The sequence below is a fragment of the Phycisphaera sp. genome (assembly GCA_025916675.1).
Taxonomy (GTDB): domain Bacteria; phylum Planctomycetota; class Phycisphaerae; order Phycisphaerales; family UBA1924; genus JAHCJI01.
In genome coordinates this window covers 2,781,202-2,799,719 of sequence record CP098402.1, presented here as the reverse complement: position 1 = coordinate 2,799,719, position 18,518 = coordinate 2,781,202, and the positions used below count along the sequence as shown (strand labels likewise).

General features: G+C 67.1%; 14 protein-coding genes. 5 read left to right on the top strand and 9 right to left on the bottom strand.

Going from position 1 to position 18,518, the window contains the following annotated elements:
* Window positions 1-197 precede the first annotated feature (197 nt).
* Window positions 198-2,276 (top strand): thioredoxin family protein, encoded by a 2,079-nt coding sequence (locus NCW75_11860; protein ID UYV11988.1) that lies wholly within the window; start codon window positions 198-200, stop codon window positions 2,274-2,276.
* A gap of 113 nt (window positions 2,277-2,389) precedes the next feature.
* On the opposite strand, the gene NCW75_11855 is transcribed toward NCW75_11860, so the two are convergent.
* The 6 genes from NCW75_11855 to argC all read right to left on the bottom strand — a co-directional run bounded on the left by NCW75_11855 (window position 2,390) and on the right by argC (window position 10,315).
* Entirely contained in the window at window positions 2,390-4,615 is a 2,226-nt protein-coding gene (locus NCW75_11855) for a S8 family serine peptidase (GenBank protein ID UYV11987.1), read from the bottom strand.
* Between the two features lie 206 nt (window positions 4,616-4,821).
* Complete coding sequence (argH, locus tag NCW75_11850; protein ID UYV11986.1) at window positions 4,822-6,231, bottom strand: argininosuccinate lyase; 1,410 nt, start codon at window positions 6,229-6,231, stop codon at window positions 4,822-4,824.
* Window positions 6,228-7,469 carry an argininosuccinate synthase gene (locus NCW75_11845; GenBank protein ID UYV11985.1) on the bottom strand — a complete coding sequence of 414 codons (1,242 nt, stop codon included), beginning with the start codon at window positions 7,467-7,469 and terminating at the stop codon, window positions 6,228-6,230. The genes argH and NCW75_11845 overlap by 4 nt, the downstream gene beginning before the upstream one ends.
* Window positions 7,466-8,452, bottom strand: a complete 987-nt coding sequence (gene argF / locus NCW75_11840; GenBank protein UYV11984.1) for an ornithine carbamoyltransferase — start codon at window positions 8,450-8,452, stop codon at window positions 7,466-7,468. The genes NCW75_11845 and argF overlap by 4 nt, the downstream gene beginning before the upstream one ends.
* A complete protein-coding gene (gene argB / locus NCW75_11835) occupies window positions 8,445-9,269 on the bottom strand; it encodes an acetylglutamate kinase (GenBank protein ID UYV11983.1) in 825 nt (274 codons plus the stop codon). Before argB ends, argF begins: the two co-directional genes overlap by 8 nt.
* Window positions 9,266-10,315, bottom strand: coding sequence for an N-acetyl-gamma-glutamyl-phosphate reductase (gene argC, locus NCW75_11830; GenBank protein ID UYV11982.1), 1,050 nt, complete (start codon window positions 10,313-10,315; stop codon window positions 9,266-9,268). Before argC ends, argB begins: the two co-directional genes overlap by 4 nt.
* 136 nt (window positions 10,316-10,451) lie before the next feature.
* On the opposite strand from argC, the gene NCW75_11825 reads away from it, so the two are divergent.
* Window positions 10,452-10,823 (top strand): rhodanese-like domain-containing protein, encoded by a 372-nt coding sequence (locus NCW75_11825; protein ID UYV11981.1) that lies wholly within the window; start codon window positions 10,452-10,454, stop codon window positions 10,821-10,823.
* Window positions 10,824-10,828: 5 nt separating this feature from the next.
* On the opposite strand, the gene NCW75_11820 is transcribed toward NCW75_11825, so the two are convergent.
* Window positions 10,829-11,035 (bottom strand): hypothetical protein, encoded by a 207-nt coding sequence (locus NCW75_11820; protein ID UYV11980.1) that lies wholly within the window; start codon window positions 11,033-11,035, stop codon window positions 10,829-10,831.
* Between the two features lie 322 nt (window positions 11,036-11,357).
* Between NCW75_11820 and NCW75_11815 the strand changes: the two genes are divergently transcribed.
* From NCW75_11815 to NCW75_11805, 3 genes are read left to right on the top strand one after another with little or no spacing between them, the layout of a single operon-like run.
* Complete coding sequence (locus NCW75_11815) at window positions 11,358-12,236, top strand: sugar phosphate isomerase/epimerase (GenBank protein UYV11979.1); 879 nt, start codon at window positions 11,358-11,360, stop codon at window positions 12,234-12,236.
* Between the two features lie 31 nt (window positions 12,237-12,267).
* The gene (gene queG / locus NCW75_11810) at window positions 12,268-13,323 is read left to right on the top strand and encodes a tRNA epoxyqueuosine(34) reductase QueG (GenBank protein UYV11978.1); all 1,056 of its coding nucleotides are present in this window, start codon (window positions 12,268-12,270) and stop codon (window positions 13,321-13,323) included.
* A complete protein-coding gene (locus tag NCW75_11805; protein UYV11977.1) occupies window positions 13,320-14,633 on the top strand; it encodes an NAD(P)/FAD-dependent oxidoreductase in 1,314 nt (437 codons plus the stop codon). Before queG ends, NCW75_11805 begins: the two co-directional genes overlap by 4 nt.
* 18 nt (window positions 14,634-14,651) lie before the next feature.
* Here the strand turns inward: NCW75_11805 and NCW75_11800 are convergent, their stop codons facing one another.
* Window positions 14,652-16,451, bottom strand: a complete 1,800-nt coding sequence (locus NCW75_11800) for a M14 family metallopeptidase (protein UYV11976.1) — start codon at window positions 16,449-16,451, stop codon at window positions 14,652-14,654.
* Entirely contained in the window at window positions 16,448-18,454 is a 2,007-nt protein-coding gene (locus tag NCW75_11795) for a hypothetical protein (GenBank protein UYV11975.1), read from the bottom strand. The genes NCW75_11800 and NCW75_11795 overlap by 4 nt, the downstream gene beginning before the upstream one ends.
* Window positions 18,455-18,518 lie beyond the last annotated feature (64 nt).

Sequence of the window (18,518 nt, the reverse complement as noted above, 5' to 3'; positions counted from 1 at the left end):
AGCCGGGGCGTGGGGCGGGGCCACACCCGCGCAGCGGTTGCATCGGCCCCCCAGCGGGTGGGGCTTGAGGAACCCGCTCGCAAGAGGCGGGCCAAATCTAGAACGAGAATCGGGAACACGCTAAGCCCAGCGAGGATTACACTGGGCACTCCAGAGATGATGGAAACCGGCGGCCCGCGAGGCCGCGGAGGGCTCGCATGCGGAATCTCACGGTCGTTGGCGTTGTTGCGATACTGATCGGGCTCATGATCCCAAATGCTCTTGCCCAGCCCATGGGGTTCGGGGGGGATGACTCGGTCGCGATGTCGGCCAAGGCGTGGTGGGCCCCGAGGCAAGCCGACGAGGGCGCGCTGGTGGCGATGGTGGCCGTCACCATGGACCACCCCAGCGGGCTCCATAGCTGGCCCAGCGCTGATCAGGATGTGCTGCCCGAAGATGTTGCAGCGTTCGCCATCCGTACCGAGGTCTCGGTGACAACCGGCGGCGCGGTGCTGTCGATCGGTGAGATCCAATGGCCGTCGCCCAAGCCCTACCCCGTGCCCGACCCGACCGGCATGGGCGACCCGATCGAGGTGCCCGTGTATTCGGGCGCCGCGGTGGTGTTCGTGCCCGTGCTGATCGACCGCGAGGCCGCCTCCGAAGCCCGCACGCTCGAAATGGTTGTGAGCTATCAGGCGTGCAACGAGACCGTGTGCTTCCCGCCCGAAGATGCCGACGTGGTGGCCAGCCTGCCCGCGTTTGGCTCGGGCGAAGCGCCCGCCGAGGCCTCGGCGATCGAATCATCGACCATCGACAACGCCATCGCCCTGGCGGTGATGAGCGGTTCCGAAGTTGTCGACGGCGCCGAGGTCGAGCCCGAATCAACCGAGATGCCCGCCGGCGATGCCGAGGCCGCCTCGCCCCCTGGTTCGGCCGACACGCAGAACAAGTTCCTGGGCATCATCGCCGTGCCCAGTCCCGAATCGGCCGGCGGCATCGTGGGCATCATGCTGATGGGCATCCTGGGCGGCTTCGTGCTGAACCTGACGCCCTGCGTGCTGCCGGTGATCCCGATCAAGGTTATGACGCTCTCGCAGCACGCCGGCTCGCCCGGCAAGACGCTGATGCTGGGCGTCTGGATGGCGTTGGGTGTTGTTGCGTTCTGGGTCGGGCTGGGCGTGCCCGCGGCGTTCTTGAGCAAGGCCGTTGGCGCGATCTTTGGTATCTGGTGGTTCACGTTTGGCGTGGGCGTGATCATCGCCATCATGTCGATCGGGCTGATGGGCCTGTTCACCATGCAACTGCCTCAGTCGGTGTACAAGGTGAACCCGAAGGCCGACTCGCCTTGGGGTTCGTTCGTGTTTGGTGTGATGACCGGCGTGCTTGGGCTGCCGTGCTTCGGTCTGGTGGCTGGGGCATTGCTGGCAGCCGCGGCCGCGTTCCCATCGCACGTGACGATGCTGATCTTCGGCTCGCTCGGCGTGGGCATGGCGCTGCCCTACCTCATCCTGTCGCTGAATCCGAAGTGGGTTGCCGTCATCCCGCGGACCGGGCCCGCCAGCGAACTGGTCAAGCAGGTGATGGGGCTGCTGCTCCTCGGAGCGGCCGGGTACTTCATCGCGTCGGGCCTTCAAGCGCTCATCCTCGACATGCCGTGGATCGGCCGCCAACTCCACTGGTGGGCGGCGGCGGTGTTCGTCGCGATCGCATGCCTCTGGCTTGCTGTACGAACCATGCAGATTACCAAGAGCCTGCCAAAGCGAGGGGTGTTCGGCGTGCTCGGCCTCGTGGTGGCCGTTGGTGTTGTCCTGTTCGCGCTCGATGTGACCGGCAGCGCCAAGGAAGATTACATCGAGCGAGAGGCACGCATCGCCGAGGCCAGGGGCGAGGGCGGGGCGGATGCGATCCTGACGAGCACCTGGGTCGATTACTCGCCCGACCTGCTGGCCCGCGCTCGCGAAGAAGGATTCGTGGTGGTGGTCGACTTCACTGCCGACTGGTGCATCAATTGCAAAGCGCTCGAGAAGCAGGTCCTCGGCGTTGAGCCCGTCCATTCGAGGCTGCGCGACGACGACGTGGTGATGATGAAGGCCGACCTGACCAGCACGCGCCTGCCCGGGTGGGACCTGATGCGTGAGCTGAACCAGAAGGCTCCGCCGGTGCTGGCGATCTACGGCCCCGGCATCGACGGAACGACTCCCTGGATGAGTAACGCGTACGACACGGGCACGGTCATGAACGCCATCGCGCTGGGCAAGGGCGAGCAAGATGCTCAGGAAGTCGCCAAAGCAAACTGACCCCCCTCTTACCCCCCCACGAGTTTTACTCCAGAAGTGAGGCACAACGTAAAACGTCCCGCGCCGGCTGGCAGCCGGCGCGGGAGGAATTTGTGTATGGGCTGTTGGTGCGTTTAGGCGTCGCAGCCGATGGTGAATCGAGACTGGTAGAGCAGGTAGTCGAACACGGTCAACACGCCGTCACGATCGAAGTCGGCACTCAAATCACCCGAAGTAAACGCGTCTTGGTACGCGATAAAATCGAAGATGGTGAGCTTGCCGTCGCCGTCGAAGTCGGCATCGCAGATGGGAAGCGTGCTCCCACCGAAGATGACCAACGCGTAGTGCGCATCGATGCCGGGTGTGGCCAGGTTGGCGTCTTCGTTGATCTCGCGAGCGAGGACCTCGACCTTCCACGTACCGGGCGTCGCACCGGTCAGGAACACATTTTCGACGGTGTCGATCGAGTTGGGCCGGCCGCCTGGGAGCGAAACCAGGCCCGCATCGAGCCCGACGTTGCCGTGGTAGACCTCTCCGGTGGGAGACATGACACGCAGGTCGAGGTTGTTGATGCGGTGGACGCGGGCGGCCGGGTTGCCCGCGGGGTCGAGATAGGCCAGCGTCACGCGAAGCCGCCTGGCGTGTGATGGTATGTTCACGCTGTACTCGGCCCGATCGCCGGCGCGCAGCAGCGTGCGCGATTGGTCGACGATGAACAGGCTGTGTCGCGAATCGAGCAGGTTCGACACGTCGGGCGGGCCCCAGCCCTGCTCCGCCCGGGAGATCTCGTCGGAGATCGGCCAGGGGCGAGCGCTGTTGATTATCATCGCTTTGGCGGTCATGGCGCTGGGGCGATTCTCGAACACGTCACCAGTGGGATCGATGGCGTTGTTGAACACGCCCTCGGCCCAGAGCTGGTAGAGGATGCCGAAGTGACCGGCCACGATAGGCGTCGAGGCGCTCGTGCCGTTGAAGACTGTGTACTCGCTCGGTCCGGCGCTGCTGGTCGTCTCGATGCTGTCGTAGAAGTGTGACAGGTCGGGCTTCACGCGACCGTCGGCGGCTGGGCCCGTGCTTGCGGACCAATGGAAGTCGTCCGAGCGTGGCACGGTGCTCTCGTGGTTGATGCCGCCTACGGAGACGATGTTCTTGGCCCACGCCTGGGGGCGCGAGTCGCGCGTGCCCGAGTTCGATTGGCTCTGTGTAATGAGGATGTCGTTGAGGAAGGCGATGTCGTCCATCTGGGCCGAGATGGTGGTGTAGTCGGTCTCGCGTGGGTCGCCCCAGCTGTTGGTCTGGAAGACAGCGCGGTATGGGCCGTCCTCGTCGACCAGCTCGGCGGTGTGGTCGTAGCGTGTGGGGGATTCGCCCAAAAAGCCCAACTCGGGATAGCTGGCGAAGATGCCCTGGGCCTGGGGCAGCATGCCGGTGTACGTCGCGTCGGCGGCTCCGTCGCCGAACACGATGCCATATACCGAGGTGCCATGGGAGGTCACCGGGCTGTTGGCACCATGGATGATGGGGGGGCGCGCCTGGAAGTCGCGGTGTGTCAGGCGCAGGCCACCGTCGAGCACCTCGCCGCGCACGCCCTCGCCCGAGAAGCCCAGATCGTGAAGCCTGTCGCCGCCGCTGAACATGCGGACCAGGTCCATGTCGTCCTCGGGCGCGCCCTTGGCGTCGATGAACAGGACTTCGGGCCGATGGGCGATCGCCGCGAGCTGGGCCAGGTCCAGTGTGGCCTCGATGCGGTAGCCCTTTGGCTCAGAGCCATGCACGACGCCGCCCACTTGGGCGATCTTTTGCGCGACGGCGTTCTGGTTCGCGGGCCCACGTTCGAGCATCTGGATGGAATATCGCGTCGGGCTGTCGAAGCTCGCGCCCAGCACGATGGCCTGGAGCAGCGGCTCGTCGAGCTTGTACGCGGGGTGATAGGGGCCGACCCACCGCACCGCTGTCATCGCGCGCACGGTGGCGGCGGTGCGTTCGTCCATGCGCACGATGTAGGCGTTGTGGGGCAGGAAGCGGCCCAGACGCGCGCCGGTTCTGGTCATCGCGTCTCGTGAGGCATCGGTGGCGTGATCGGCAAGTTGGACGATGTACACGCCCGGTTGCGCGCCGGCCCGCAATTCCGCGGGGATGGCAGGAATCGTGTCGAGGGGGTCGAACGCGGCGTATCGCAGTTGCAGGGTTGTGTACGGGTCGGGAGAGAACGACAATTCGCTGGCTGCGGCGGGCAGGCCGGCCAGCGCGAGCACGGTGGCGAGGCAGGCCAACCGTGCCCGTTTGAGGGGTGAGGGAGAGACCATCTTGGGAGGGTTCCTCGTGCGGCGGTGGCCTTGGGTGTCCGATCCCATGGCCATGGCCGTCAGGGTTTGCGACGAGGGGGGGCGGCGTCGCGACGGGAATGGAGAGGTTAACGAGAATCGACCTCTCATGCAAGCCGAACTTTCGGAATTCTCAAGCAATCATGGGCACTTTTGGGTGCGCATGGGACAGAATTGGGTGAACTCCGCCGATGTTAAGGTAGGATATTTGGGGTATTTTAGTTGTGCTCATCCCGCGATGATCAGGATGACCCTGACTCGTCATCGAGCCGTGCCCGAGCCGCGGCGACTGCTTCATGAACCCTTGCTGGTGCCGTGCCAGCGATTGCCGAGCGTTTGCCGAGCGTGGCTTCGAGGGTGAGGGCCTCGTAGGCGTCGGCGTCGATCGCGGGGTGGACGGCCTTCAGGGTTTCGAGGGGCAGGTCTTCGAGCGGCTTGTTGGCATCGAGGCCGACGCGGACGGCCTTGCCAGCAACCTCGTGGGCTTCGCGGAAGGGAATGCCCTTGGCAACGAGGTAGTCGGCCAGTTCTGTGGCGTTGGCATAGCCGGCTGCGGCGCGCGCGCGGCAGCGGTCGAGGTCGAAGGTGGTGGTGTCGATCACCAGCGTCGCGACGCGCAGGCACATGCTCAGTTCGCTGGCGGCGTCGAAGAGGGCGGCCTTGTCTTCCTGGTTGTCCTTGTTGTACGCCAGGGGCTGGGCTTTCAGGAGGATGAGCAACTGGTTGTGCGCGCTCGCGATGCGGCCGGACTTGCCCCGGATCAGTTCGAGAGCGTCTGGGTTCTTCTTCTGCGGCATGAGCGACGAGCCGGTGGTGACCTTGTCGCTGAGCCTCACGAGCGCGAACTCGGCGCTGTTGTAGATGATCATGTCTTCGGCCAAGCGCGAGAGGTGGATGGCGCACGCACCGAAGACGGCAAGCGTTTCGAGCGCGAAGTCGCGGTCGCTGGCGGCGTCGAGGCTGTTGGTGCTGGGGCGCGCAAAGCCGAGGTTGCGCGCCAGGCGGTGGCGGTCGATGTCGTAGGCGGTTCCCGCGAGCGCCCCGCAGCCCAGCGGGCACTCGTTCACACGGTCGAGGGCGTCGGCGAGGCGCGCGCTGTCGCGGGCGAGCATGGCCTCGTAGGCCAGCGCCCAGTGGCCGATGGTGACGGGCTGGGCGGGCTGGAGGTGGGTGTAGGCGGGCATTGGGTCGGCCGAGTGCTTGGAAGCGATGTCGATGAGCGCGCGGCGGAGGTCGGCCAGTTCGGCGCGGCGAAGGTTGATGCACTCGCGCGTCCACAGACGGAAGTCGGTGGAGACCAGGTCGTTTCGGCTGCGGCCGGTGTGGAGCTTCTTGCCCAGGTCGCCCAGGCGTTGGACCAGTTCGTGTTCCACCCAGGTGTGGACGTCTTCCAAGCCGGACTCGACCGGTGCGCCCGGGAGGGAGGCGGCGTGCGCCGCTACCTCGCGCAAGCCGGCGGTGATGCGCTGGCACTCGTCCTCGCTCAGCACGCCGACGGCCTGGATCTCCTGGGCCCAGGCGATGGACGCGGTGATGTCGTGCTGGACCATCTGCCAGTCGATGGGCAGCGAGTCGTTGAAGCGCTTGAAGAGTTCGTCGGGCGGCTCGTCGAAGCGGCCGCCCCACATGGCCGCGGGCTTCTGTTCCGTCATGGGATGATCCGGGCGGGAGCCTCGGGCTCGTGGGCGTCGCGTTGGAGGCGCAGGGCCTCGACGCGCTGGGGCAGGGTCCATAGGCGGATGAACCCGCCGGCGTGCTTCTGGTCGTACAGCGGCGTGTCGCTGAAGGAGGCCAGGCCCGGGTCGTAGAGCGCGGCGTCGCACTTGCGCTGCTCGACGGTGGCGTGGCCCTTGAACAGTCGGACGGCGACCTCGCCGGTGAGGCGCGAGGCCATCGACTCGGCGGCGGCGCTCAGGGCCTGGCGCAGGGGGGTGAACCACTTGCCGGCGTAGACCAGCTCGCCGAAGGTGGTGGCCATGTGCTCGCGATAGCGTCGCACGTCGCGGTCGAAGGCGAGCTCTTCGAGGGAACGCAGGGCGTTGACGAGCACGGTGCCGGCGGGGGTTTCGTAGAGCCCGCGGCTCTTGATGCCCACGACGCGGTCTTCGATGATGTCGACGCGGCCCACGCCGTGGCGGCCGGCGATCTCGTTGAGCGTCTCGATGAGCGTGACGCCGTCGGTGGGCTTGCCGTCCAGCGCGATGGGGCGGCCGTCTTCGAAGGTGAGGCGGACGACCTCGGGCTGGTCGGGCGTGTCCTCGATGTTGCGGCTCATCATCCACACGTCGGTCGGCGGCGCGTTCCAGGGTTCTTCGATGGGCCCGCCCTCATGGGAGATGTGCCAGAGGTTGCGGTCTCGGCTGAAGATCTTTGTGGCGCTGGCGGTGCTCTTGATGTCGCGCTCGGCGAGATAGTCGAGCAGGTCTTCTCGGGAGTGCATGTCCCAGATGCGCCAGGGGGCGATGATCTCCATGTGCGGCGCGAGGGCGGCAAAGCCGGCCTCGAAGCGGATCTGGTCGTTGCCCTTGCCGGTGCAGCCGTGGCAGACCGCGTCTGCGCCGACTTCCAGGGCGTACTCGACCTGGGCCTTGGCGATGACCGGGCGGGCGATGGCGGTGCCCAGCAGGTAGGTGGTTTCGTATTGGCAGCCGGCGATGAGCGTGGGGAAGACGTAGTCCTCGACGAATTCCTGCTTGAGTTCGGCGACCTTGCAGCTTGCGGCACCGGTGTTGTGGGCCTTCTCGATGACGCCCTCGAGCTCTTCGGCGCCTTGCCCCACGTTGGCGACGATGCAGTGGACCTCGAAGCCGTAATTCTCGACTAGCCAGGGCACGATGGCCGAGGTATCGAGGCCGCCGGAATAGGCAAGGACGACCTTGCGCTGGGTCATGGGGTGGCTCCGTTCGTGTTCTTGCCGTTGCTCAGCAGCATGGTGAGCAACGCGTTCTGTGCGTGCATGCGATTCTCGGCCTGCTCGTAGACGAGCGAGCCGGGGCCGTCGATGACGGCGTCGTCGACCTCGACACCTCGGAAGGCGGGCAGGCAGTGCATGAAGGAGGGTTGCTTGCCGCCGACGGCCGCACGGAGCATGGACTCCTTGGTCACGCGGTATCGCTGGAACGCCTCGACGCGCTCGTCGCGCTCGCTCTCGCTGCCCATCGAGACCCAGGTGTCGGTGTAGACCACGTCGTGGCCGGCGATCGCGTCGGGATCGGTCGCGAGGTTGACGGCGCCGCCCGATCCTTCGGCGCGCTGCCGGGCACGGGCCAGGATCTCGTGGTCGGGCTCGTAGGCGCTTGGGGCGACGATGGTGACGATGGCACCCATTGCGGCCATGGTGAGCATGAGCGAATTGCAGACGTTGTTGCCGTCGCCGATGTAGGCAATCTTCACACCCTTGAGGCGGCCGTAGACGGTCCGGATGGTGAGCGCGTCGGCCAGCGCCTGGCATGGGTGTTCGAGGTCGCTCAGGGCGTTGACGATCGGGACTCTCGAGTGGCGGTCCATCTGTTCGAGCACGGTGTGGCGGCGCACGCGGGCGACGATGGCGTCGGCGTAGCGCTCGAGGGTCATCGTGAAGTCCTTGATTGACTCGCGGTCGCCGATTGGCGAGCCCGATTGGTCGAGGTAGGTCACGTTGGCGCCCAGGCGGCTGAGGCCGATGTCGAAGCTGATGCGGGTGCGCAGGGAGGGCTTCTCGAAAACCAGGGCGATGGCCTTGTTCTCGAGCGTGCGCGGGGGCGTGGGCCAGTCGTGGCGAATCCGGCGTGCGAGGTCGAGGACGACCTGGATTTCGGGCGCGTCGAGTTGGGCGGAGGAGAGGAGGCTGCGCGGCACCCCCGCCGAAGCGGGCTTGACGATGGTGTCAGGCATTCCCAGCTCCCAGCGAGGCCGGCTTGCCATCGCGGATGATGGTGCCGCCGGGGGCGTTGGGCTCGCGCCACCATGGCGCGTCGGCATCGGTCCACGAAGCGATGCGCACCGGTGCGTGCAGGCGGGCGGCCATGTCGACGGCGGCGCGGACCTTGACGATCATGCCCCCGGCGATGATGCCGCTGTCGATGAGGCGTTCGATCTCGGGGCGATCGAGTTCTTCGATGAGTCCACCGTTGGCGTCGAGCACGCCGGGCGTGTCGGTCAGCAGCACGAGTTGGCTGGCACCGAGCGCGCCGGCCACGCCCGCGGCGGCATCGTCGGCATTGACGTTGAGCGGGCGGCCGTCCTCGTCGGCACCAACGCACGACACGACCGGAAGCACGCCCGCGCTGAGCAGGGCGAGCAGCCCATCGACATCGTGGGCGTCCTCGTCGGGGTCGACCACGCCCACCCGGCCCAGGTCGACACCGTCAACGGGGCGATGCAGTTGGGCACGGACGCCCGCGCCGGCGAGGGTGAGTCCCGTGCAATGGATGTCGCGTGAGATCAGGGCACCGACGAGGGCGTGGTTGACGACGCCGCCGACCGTGGCGACGACCTCGTTCATGGTGGCTTCGTCGGTGATGCGCAAGCCCTGTACACGGCGGACCTCTATGCCTAGCCGTTCGAGCCGGGCGTCGATGGCCGCGCCGCCACCGTGGACGATCACGAGGCGTTCGTGGGCGGCTAGGCGGGCGAGCGCGTCGATGATGGGCTCGCGCGAGACGGCCGCGTCTACACCGCGGCCCCCGAGCTTGACGACGACGGCGTTCATGCGACCCCCTCGGCGGGCGTGCCCGCCACGCCGGGCATGAGGCCCGCGCGTTCATCGAGACCAAGACGGATGTTGACGGCCTGGAGTGCCTGGCCCGAAGCGCCCTTGAGCAGGTTGTCGAGGGTGCAACTCAGCATGGCGTGGTTCGCTTCTTCGTCGTATGTGAAGGCGATGTCGGCAAAGTTTGTGCGCTCGACGGCGGCAACGCTGGACCAGGTGCCCTTGGGCAGCAACCGCACGAAGGGGCTCAGGCCGTAGGCGGCCCCGAGTGCATCGCGGATGTCGTTCTCGGTGACGCCTGGCTTCAGATCGACGTGGACCAGCGCGAGCATGCCGCGGGCGAAGGGGGCCACGCTGGGCGTGAACAGCACGCGGGTGCGGGCGTGCTCGGCGATTTCCGGTTGGTGGCGGTGGGCGAACACGCCGTAGGGCCGGAGGCTGACCTCGCCGAAGATGTTGCGCGGCGAGGGCGTGCGGCCCGCGCCGGTGATGCCGCTGACGGCGTCGATGAACGGCGTGCGTCCCTCGGCGAGGAGTCCGGCCTCGACGAGCGGGCAGAGCGGCAGCAGGCTGGCGGTGGGGTAGCAACCGGGGCACGACAAGAGGTTGGCCGTGGTAATGGCATCTCGGTTGCGCTCGGGTAGCGCGTAGACGGCCTTGTCGAGCAAATCGGGTGTTGGGTGCTCGAAGCCGTAGTGCTTGGGGTAGAGATGGGCTGGCATTCGGAAGGCGCCCGAGAGGTCGGCCACGATGGCGCATGGGCCGAGCAGGGCCGGCGCGAGGGTGGCGCTGGCCTCGTGCGGCGTGCAGAGGAACGTGACCTGGGGCGAGCATGCGAGGATCGCCTCGGGGCTGCCTGGGGCGAAAGTCGCGTCGGTGCGCCCCCGCAGTTCTGGGAAGACCTCTTCGACCCGCTTGCCCACGTTGCTGCCGCCCGGCGAGGCGAAGACGCCGGCCAAGTCGAGCGTTGGGTGGGCGAGTACCAGGCGGATGAGTTCCCGCCCGGTATATCCCGTGGCACCAGCGATGGCGACGGAGGTACTCACGCTCGGCTGGCTCGGTTTTGGTGCGGGTTCGGCTGGGTGTTGGGCATTACCCTAAAGCGTATTGGGGCTGGGTGCCAACAGCAAATCGGGCTCGGCCGGATCGGCTAGGCTGAGCGGGCCCAGTGGAGGTATCGCCATGAGTCACTCGGAAAAATTCCTGGCCATCGTCAACGACGCGAAGAGCCGGATCAAGGAATGCACGGTCGACCAGGCGTGGCAGATGCGCGAGGCCGGGGAGGACGTCCAGTTCGTCGACGTGCGGGAGGAGAGCGAGTACGCGAACGGCCGGCTGCCGTATGCGATGCACCTAGGCAAGGGCGTGATCGAGCGCGACGCCGAGGCGAAGCTGCCCGACACCGACGCGACCATCATCCTCTATTGCGGGGGCGGGTACCGCTCGGCCCTGGCGGCGGACAACCTCAAGAAGATGGGCTACACCAACGTGATTTCGATGGACGGCGGGTATCGCGGGTGGAACGAGGCCGGCCTACCGACCGAGAAGCCCTGAGAGAGCTAGCGGCCATCCCGGGCGACGCGGGGTTCGTGCAAGGCCGATGGCGTGGCTTGCCACACGGTGGGGGCGTACGACCGGGCCTGCGGCGGGCCGTCGGCCCGATCGGGTGAGGAGCAGCCGCCCAGGGCGCAGGCGATCAGGGCCAGGCTGGCCCCGACGGCGATCGGTCTTGCGGGTCGTGCGGTCTGTCGCGGTTGGATAGCCATGTTCATAAAGCAGGAGCGAGATTCACTTGCGGCGCGCGCGAAGAAGCGTGGGCGGCACCTTGGGGTCGCACTTTCCTAACTTCCCTTCCTCGCGGCAGGCTGGCTCGTGCGAGGGCCGATCATCGGGCGAATGGGGATCGCGGCATCGGCGTAATCGGTAGTTTTTGCCCGTTTTGGTGGTTCGGGGCAGGCCGGGCGGGCGTTGACCGGCGTTGGGCCGGCCGTACCATCCGGGCCGGAGCGGTTTCGGTCGGCATCCAAGGGAATGTCCCTTGGGGACAAACCCGATGCTTTCCGCGCCCTCGGCGATAGGATCCACTCCATGATTCGCACATCATTCAGTACGGTTGCCTGCCCGAAGTGGTCTCTTGAGCGTGTGGCACGCACGGCAGCCGAGCTCGGCTTCGATGGTGTGGAACTCCGCACCTTCGGCTACGACTCGCGGAAGTTCGTGTGCGACCCGCTGATGACCAGCGCGAAGAAGGTCGCGGGCACGTTCGGCGACCTTGGCGTGGACGTGTGCGGCCTGGCGACGTCGATCTCGCTCGACCAGCCGGTGCGGCCGCACGTTGTGGGCCGGACGTTCCTTTTCGATCAGGAGCGCGTGACGCGGCAGGCGACTCGGCTTGTGGACTACGCCTCGATGGTGGGTGCCACGAGCGTGCGGGTGTTCGGGTTCGAGGTGCCCGAGGGCGAGAAGCGGATCACGAGCCTGAGGCTGATTGCCGGACGATTGGCTGCCATCGCGGATCATGCGCGGCATCGCGGCGTGACGATCGTGCTTGAGAATGGCGGCAGCTTCCGCACCGCCGAGGACCTGCGCGAGATCGTCGACATGGTCGACAGCCCGCTGCTGGCCGCGTGCTACAACAACGCCGTTGGGTTGGCGGCCGGCGATGACTACGCCAAGGCGATCCGCACGCTCGGGCGCCGGCTGAGGATCGCCCGGCTCAAGGACATGGGCGAGGGCGGCTGCGTGCCGCTGGGCACGGGCAACAGCCAGGCCAGGGCGTTCGTCGATGCGCTCGTGTCGTACGGGCACTTCGACGGCTGGCTGAACTACGAATGGGACGCGGCCTGGGACGAGTCGCTCGCCCCGGCCGAGACGGTGCTGCCCGAGGCGATTCGCACGATCTACGGCTGGCTTGGTGCGACGGGCAGCAAGAAGGCCGCCGCGCCGCAGGCGGCCGGGGCGGTCTGACGCCACGAACACGAGCGACCGCACGAGGCTGGTGCTGGAGCGTTGCCGGGAGCTTGGCTTTGCTCTGGCCGGTGTTGCTCCGGTTGGGCCCTTGCGCCACGAAGCCGAGATGCGGGAATGGCTCGCGAAGGGCAAGCACGGGTCGATGGAGTACCTGGCTCGGCACGCGGACCTGAAGGCCGATCCGTCCCACATGCTCGAGGGCGCGAGAGCCGCCATCATGGTGGCCGACCTGTACGCCACGCGGAACGGCGATGCCGATGACCCGCCGGATGGGCACGGCCGGGTCGCGCGGTATGCATACGGCGGTGATTATCACAAGGTGATGAAGAAGCGGCTGCACACGCTGTGCGACGAGATTGGTGAACTGTGGCCTGGAGCGCGCACGCGGGCGTTTGTCGACACCGCGCCCGTGCATGAGCGGGAACTTGCGCTCGCTGCGGGGCTCGGTTGGGTCGGCAAGCACACGCTGCTGATTCATCCGAAGATTGGGAGCTGGATGCTGCTGGGCGGCGTGCTGACGACGCTGGAACTCGAGCTGTGCAGCGGCGAAGAGGTCGATCATTGCGGCACCTGCACGCGGTGTATTGACGCGTGCCCGACCGATGCGATCACGCCCTACAGCGTGGACGCGAGCCGGTGTATCAGTTACTTGACGATCGAGCGGCGCGAACCGATCCCAGCCGAGCTTGAGCGAGGGATGGGTGAGTGGATCTTCGGTTGCGACGTGTGCCAGGAGGTGTGCCCGCACAACTCGCCAAGGTCGGGCGATGTGGGCGAAGCGAACACCGAGTACGCGGGGGAACGGGCGTCGTTCGATCTGGTCGATGTCATGCGGTGGGACGAGGACGCCCGGCGGGCGGCGTTCGCGAAGAGTGCCATGAAGCGTGCAAAGCTTGGCATGATGAAGCGCAACGCGGTGATCGCGGCGGGGAACGCGATCGAGCGGTTGGGGCGCACGCACGGGCAGTCCGTTCGGTTGCTGGTGGCGTTGAGAGCCTTGGCCGGCGATCATGGTGAGGAAGGGGAACTCCAGCGGTTGGCAGGCGAGGTCGTGGCGCGGCATCGTTCTACGATGGACGGATGAGCACGAGCAAGAGGCCGGTGGTCGTGATTGTGGGCGGAGGGTTCGCCGGGCTCGCGTGCGCGCGAGCGCTCGGGCGGGCCGAGGCCGACGTGGTGTTGGTCGATCGGCGGAATCACCACTTGTTCCAACCCCTGCTCTACCAGGTGGCGACGGCGGCGCTCTCACCGGCGAACATCGCGGCACCGATCCGGCGGATCATGCGCAAGCAGGGCAACTGCACGGTGGTGATGGGGGAGGCCGAGTCGGTCGACGCTAACGCGAAGTCGATCCGAATCGGCGGGCACGAGCTGCCGTTCGATTCCCTGGTGCTGGCGTGCGGCATGAGGCACAACTACTTCGGGCACGACGAGTGGTCGGGCGTTGCGCCCGGGCTGAAGTCGGTGGACGATGCGCTGGAGATCCGCCACCGAGTGCTGTTGGCCTTCGAGGCGGCCGAGGTCGAGTCCGATGATGACGCGCGTCGGGCGGAATTGACATTCGTGGTCATCGGGGCGGGACCCACGGGTGTGGAACTCGCGGGCGCGATCGCCGAGATCGCCACGCAATCGATCCCGCGGGACTTCCGGCGTGTGGACACGCGGACGGCCATGGTCGTGCTGGTCGAGGGGGCCGATCGCGTGCTGCCGACGTTCCACGAGGAATTGTCCGAGCGTGCGAAGCGGGACCTGGAGAAGCTGGGTGTTGAGGTGGTTCTGGGCGGGATGGCGTCGGTGGTCGATGAGGATGGCGTGACTATTGGAACGGGCGAAGACGCGCGGCGTATCGGCAGCCGTTGCGTGCTGTGGGCTGCGGGGCTGAAGGCCGAGTCGGTGGTTGGGACGCTTAACGTGCCCAAGGACAACATGGGGCGCGTGGAAGTTGAGCAAGACTTGTCGGTGCCCGGGTATCGAGACGTGTACGTCGTTGGTGACCTGATGGCGTACGCGGACCCGAAGACCGGTGAGATAGTGCCGGGGGTGGCGCAGACGGCGATGCAGGCCGGTCGGTTCGTGGGGCGCCTGATCGCGGCGGAACTCGCCGGCCATTCACGTGATGAGCTGGGCGCGTTCCATTATCGGGACAAGGGCTCGATGGCGACCATCGGCCGGGCGCGGGCCGTGGCGGAGATCGGCTCGTACCGCTTTGGTGGTTTTGCCGCGTGGGTGCTGTGGTCGGTGGTCCACGTTTCGTTCCTGATCGGCTTCCGGAGTAAGCTGTTCGCGATCCTGGAATGGTCGTGGCTGTACATCTTCTGGAGCCGCGGGGCGCGGCTGATCACCGGCCGGCGCGCGCAGCCCGACCCGGCGGACCGGGTGGATGCGGCGGGCTGACACGGGACTGGTAAGGAATCAGGGCCCCAGCGGCTTGGGCGTGGGCTCGCTGGTGGGTTCGAGGGTGAAGGTGCGCTCGATGTCCTTGGCCTTCTCGGCCTGGTAGCGCAGAGTGAAGGTGCTTCCTTTGTCGCCCCTGACGAGGTAGCGGAAGATGGTCTCGCCCATGCCGCCGATGCCCCCGTTGAGCTGGATGCGCTCGGGCTCGAAGCGGATCTCGTTCATCTGCTTGTCGTTGAAGTCGCGCACGCGGCCGGCGGTGACGATGTTGGCGCCTTCGCCCTCGAAGTGCAGCAGATCGTTGCGGCCGATGTTGTTGCGGCGGGCGACGCTGAGGCGCGTGGGGATGTGGCGCTCGTTGCGGATGGCCACGTCCACCTGCCAGAGGCCGGGCGAGCGTTCCTCGATATCAACGCGGCCGAAGCGCAGCAGCGGCATCTGGCGCGCGTGGTACATGGTGAAGGCGAAGTTGCGGTGGGCCTCTTCTTCGAGCAGGAACGTGGGCGTCTGGCGCGAGCCCCAGCGGTTGGTTCCGCCGACAAGGATGGGGCCGTACTCGGGGTGGTCGTACTCGGTGTAGTCGGTGAACTCGGTGCCGAAGACCATGTGATCTCGCCAGAGCCATTGCTGGTCTTCGCTCTCGCGGGCGGCCTCGCCCTGGTAGCGCTTGTTGTTGGTCCACAACTCGTTGGTGAAGCTGACGATGCCCAGGGTTTCGGCCAGCCAGTTCACCTGGCCGCCGTGGACGCCGTAGAGGTCTTCCCAGATGACCATGTCGCGGTAGTAGGGCAGCATCTGGGCGCCGGTTGCGGCGATGTGGTCGTACACGCGGCTGTCGGAGCGGTCGTAGAAGCTGCCGCGGCTCTGGTCGCCCGGCCCGCGCAGGATCATGCCGCCCGAGTTGTGGTAGCTCTGGCCGGCGGCGATGTTGGGGCGGGTGAGGATGAACTTGCCCACGCCGTGGGTCTCGGGCGCGCTGAAGGGGTGGGGGCCCGCGCCGAACTGGGCGTAGTTGGGCTGCCAGTCGCCCGGCCAGTTGCGGTTCATGTCGTCGGCGAAGGGGGTGTCTTCGTTGATTCGGCCGTCGCCGTCGTTGTCGATGCCTTCGGAGCCCAGGTACTCCCAGTCGCCGAGTTCGAAGGGGCCGACGCGCTCGAAGCGGCGCGGGTCGGTCTCGCTGCGCTTGAATGGCCCGCCCTCGCGCTTGCGCCACATCTGGGTGATGGAGCCGTCGCCGTCGAGGTCGTCGTAGCCGTCCTCGTCGGCCTGGCCGTCGCGGTCGTTGTCGACGGGGCGCTGGTTGTGGCGGCTGGAACTCGGGGTGTTCGCTTCGGCGAACCACCATGCGCGGCCGTCGGGGTTGGTGACGGGCACGAAGTAGAAGCTCGCGCCGTCGAGCAGTTCGGTCAGGTTCTCGTTCTTGCCGTGGCTCTCAACCAGCATCCACAGCGAGTAGAGCACGGTCTCGGCGGCCTGGATCTCGTTGCCGTGGATGTTGCCGTCGATGTACATGGCCGGCTTGGTCGTGTCCTTGCCGGTCTCGGGGTTGTTGGCGATGGCCAGCCAGACGTCGCGGCCTTGCAGGCTCTTGCCCAGGCTCTTGAGGGTGACCAGGTCGGGGTGGGCCGCCTCGATCTGCTTGAGCAGGTCGACGATCTGGTCGTAGTCGTAATAGCGGTTCCAGGCGATGTCGACCTTGAAGTCGGGGTTGTACCGCTGGCTGCCGTCCTGGGCGGCGGGCGTGTCTTGCGCGAGCGCGGGTGTTGCACAGAGGGCGGCGATGGTCAGGAGTGTCTTGAGGTTCTTATAGAGTTTCATTGGTTGCCTCCCTCGGCCAGTTCGATCTCGATGTCGGTCGTGCCGAACTCTTCGGTGCGGAGCTGGGCGTTCAGCGTGGATCCGTCGTCGGCCAGCACGAGCCACTCGGCCCGCATGGTCTCGCCCGGTGCGATGCTGTCGGTGCGGTTGATGGTCGAGCCGGCGATGAGGGTGTCCTGCGGAACGTCGAGGGCGAGGACGTACGGGGTGAGTCGGCGGGCCTTGGCGCCCAGAGCCGTGCGGGTGGGCAGCTCGCCGTCGTTGCGGACGGTCATGCTCACGCGCCACACGCCGCCCTCGACCTTCTCGACCACGGGATCCTCGATGACCACGCGGGGCAGCATCGCGAGCAACTGCTCGATGAACTCGCCCTGGGCCTCGATGATGCCCTCGTGGGCGTCTTGCGGGGCGTTCATCTTGAATCCCGGCACGAAGCCGCCGATCTCGACCGGCCCCAGTTGCGGGTGGTCGTAGGGCTGCCAGTCGACGTAGCCCTCGCCCACACGGTCGGCGTAGGCGAGCCACTTCGCGTCGTCGGAGGCCTTGCCGGTCTTGCGCGGTGCTCGCGTGGGTCGCTGCGGCTTCGATTCTTCTTGCTCGGCCATCGGGTCGGGCGCGCCCTGGGCGATGGTCATGACGCGTTGCTGCGTCTCGGCGGGTAGGGCCTGGAAGGCTTCCATGCGGGCTTCCTGCTCCTGCGGGCTCATGCTCTGGATCTCGGACATCGCGCCCTGGATGGCGTCCTGCGTGAGTACGAGCTTGAAGTCGCCGATCATGACAAAGGGCGGCTCGTCGGGTTTGGGCTCTTCGGCGGGCTGCTCTTCCTGCTCATCGGCACCCTCGTCTGTTTCGCCCTCTTCTTTCGGTGGCTCGGGGCGCTGCCAGGGGTTGGTGGCGATCGTCACCAGCCCGAGGTGGGCGTACGCCCAGCCGGCGAAGGAGCCGTCGAGGCTTTCCTTCTCCGCCTGCTTGAGCTTGGTGGATTCCTTGTACTGCTCGCTCAGGCGGTCCATCAGCTCCTTGTCGGCGCGCTCCAGGCCCTTGGGCACGCGGCCGGTGTGGTCGTAGCCGTTGGCGGCGGGCACGTTGATGATGGTGTCGTGCGGGCCGTAGACGATCGTGGCCATGATGTTGGGCTTGCCCAACAGCCAGGTGGCCAGCGCTTTGCTCTCGGGCTCGCTCAGCGGATACGCGCCGTTGCCGTTGGCGTACTCGGGCCAGCGATAGGGGAAGTTCTTGTTGAGGTCGACGCCGCCGGCGCCGTCCTCGCCCATTGCTCCGTCGCCGTCCTGGTCGCTGGCCTCGGGCAGCATGGCGTGGGTGGCGACCTCGCCCTTGCTCGCGTCGGCGCGACGCATCAGGCGCGGCTGGTCGGGGTCGACCACGTGGGTGAGCGTGATGCCGTACTTGGGCGAGGGCTCGGTGGTGCGCATCATGGTGATGTGCCCGTCCCCGTTGAGGTCCTGCGGGCCGTCCTCGTCGAGGCGGCCGTCGCGGTCGGCGTCTTCTTTGGTGAGCGTGCCGCCGGGGACGGCGTGGCCCGAGTCGTCGCGGTCTTGGGCGTCGCGGTTGACGCGGGGGATCACGTAGACGGTCGCGTGCTCCAGGTCGGCCTCGCGTTCGAGGTGGCCCACGAGCTCTCGGGCGATCGCCGGCCCGCTGGTGTGCCGCCCGTCGATGCCCGCGACAATGAGCAGCCCGGGCTTGGTGTCGGGGTCGCCCTGGCCCTGGCTGACGCGGTAGACGTAGATCGGCCGGTCGCTCGCGGTGCGGCCGATGCGGGAACGATCGACGATGAGCGCCCCCGAGCGGCCGCTCACGGCGACGAAGCTCGACGCCGTGGGGCTCTCGGTCAGGATCGTGCGCGGCGGCTGGCCGGCTTGGGGTGGGTGCTGGTTGCCGGCGGGGTTGCTCGTGCTGGCGCAGGCGGCGAGCCCGGCCAGCATCAGGAGCGAGGCTCCGCCGGCGAGAGAGAGACGCGGCATTGATGGGAACGGCTTCATGGGTGACCATACCCCCTTGGCCCGACCGGGGTTACGCGGTTATTGGGCGGTGGTGGGCCTTGGG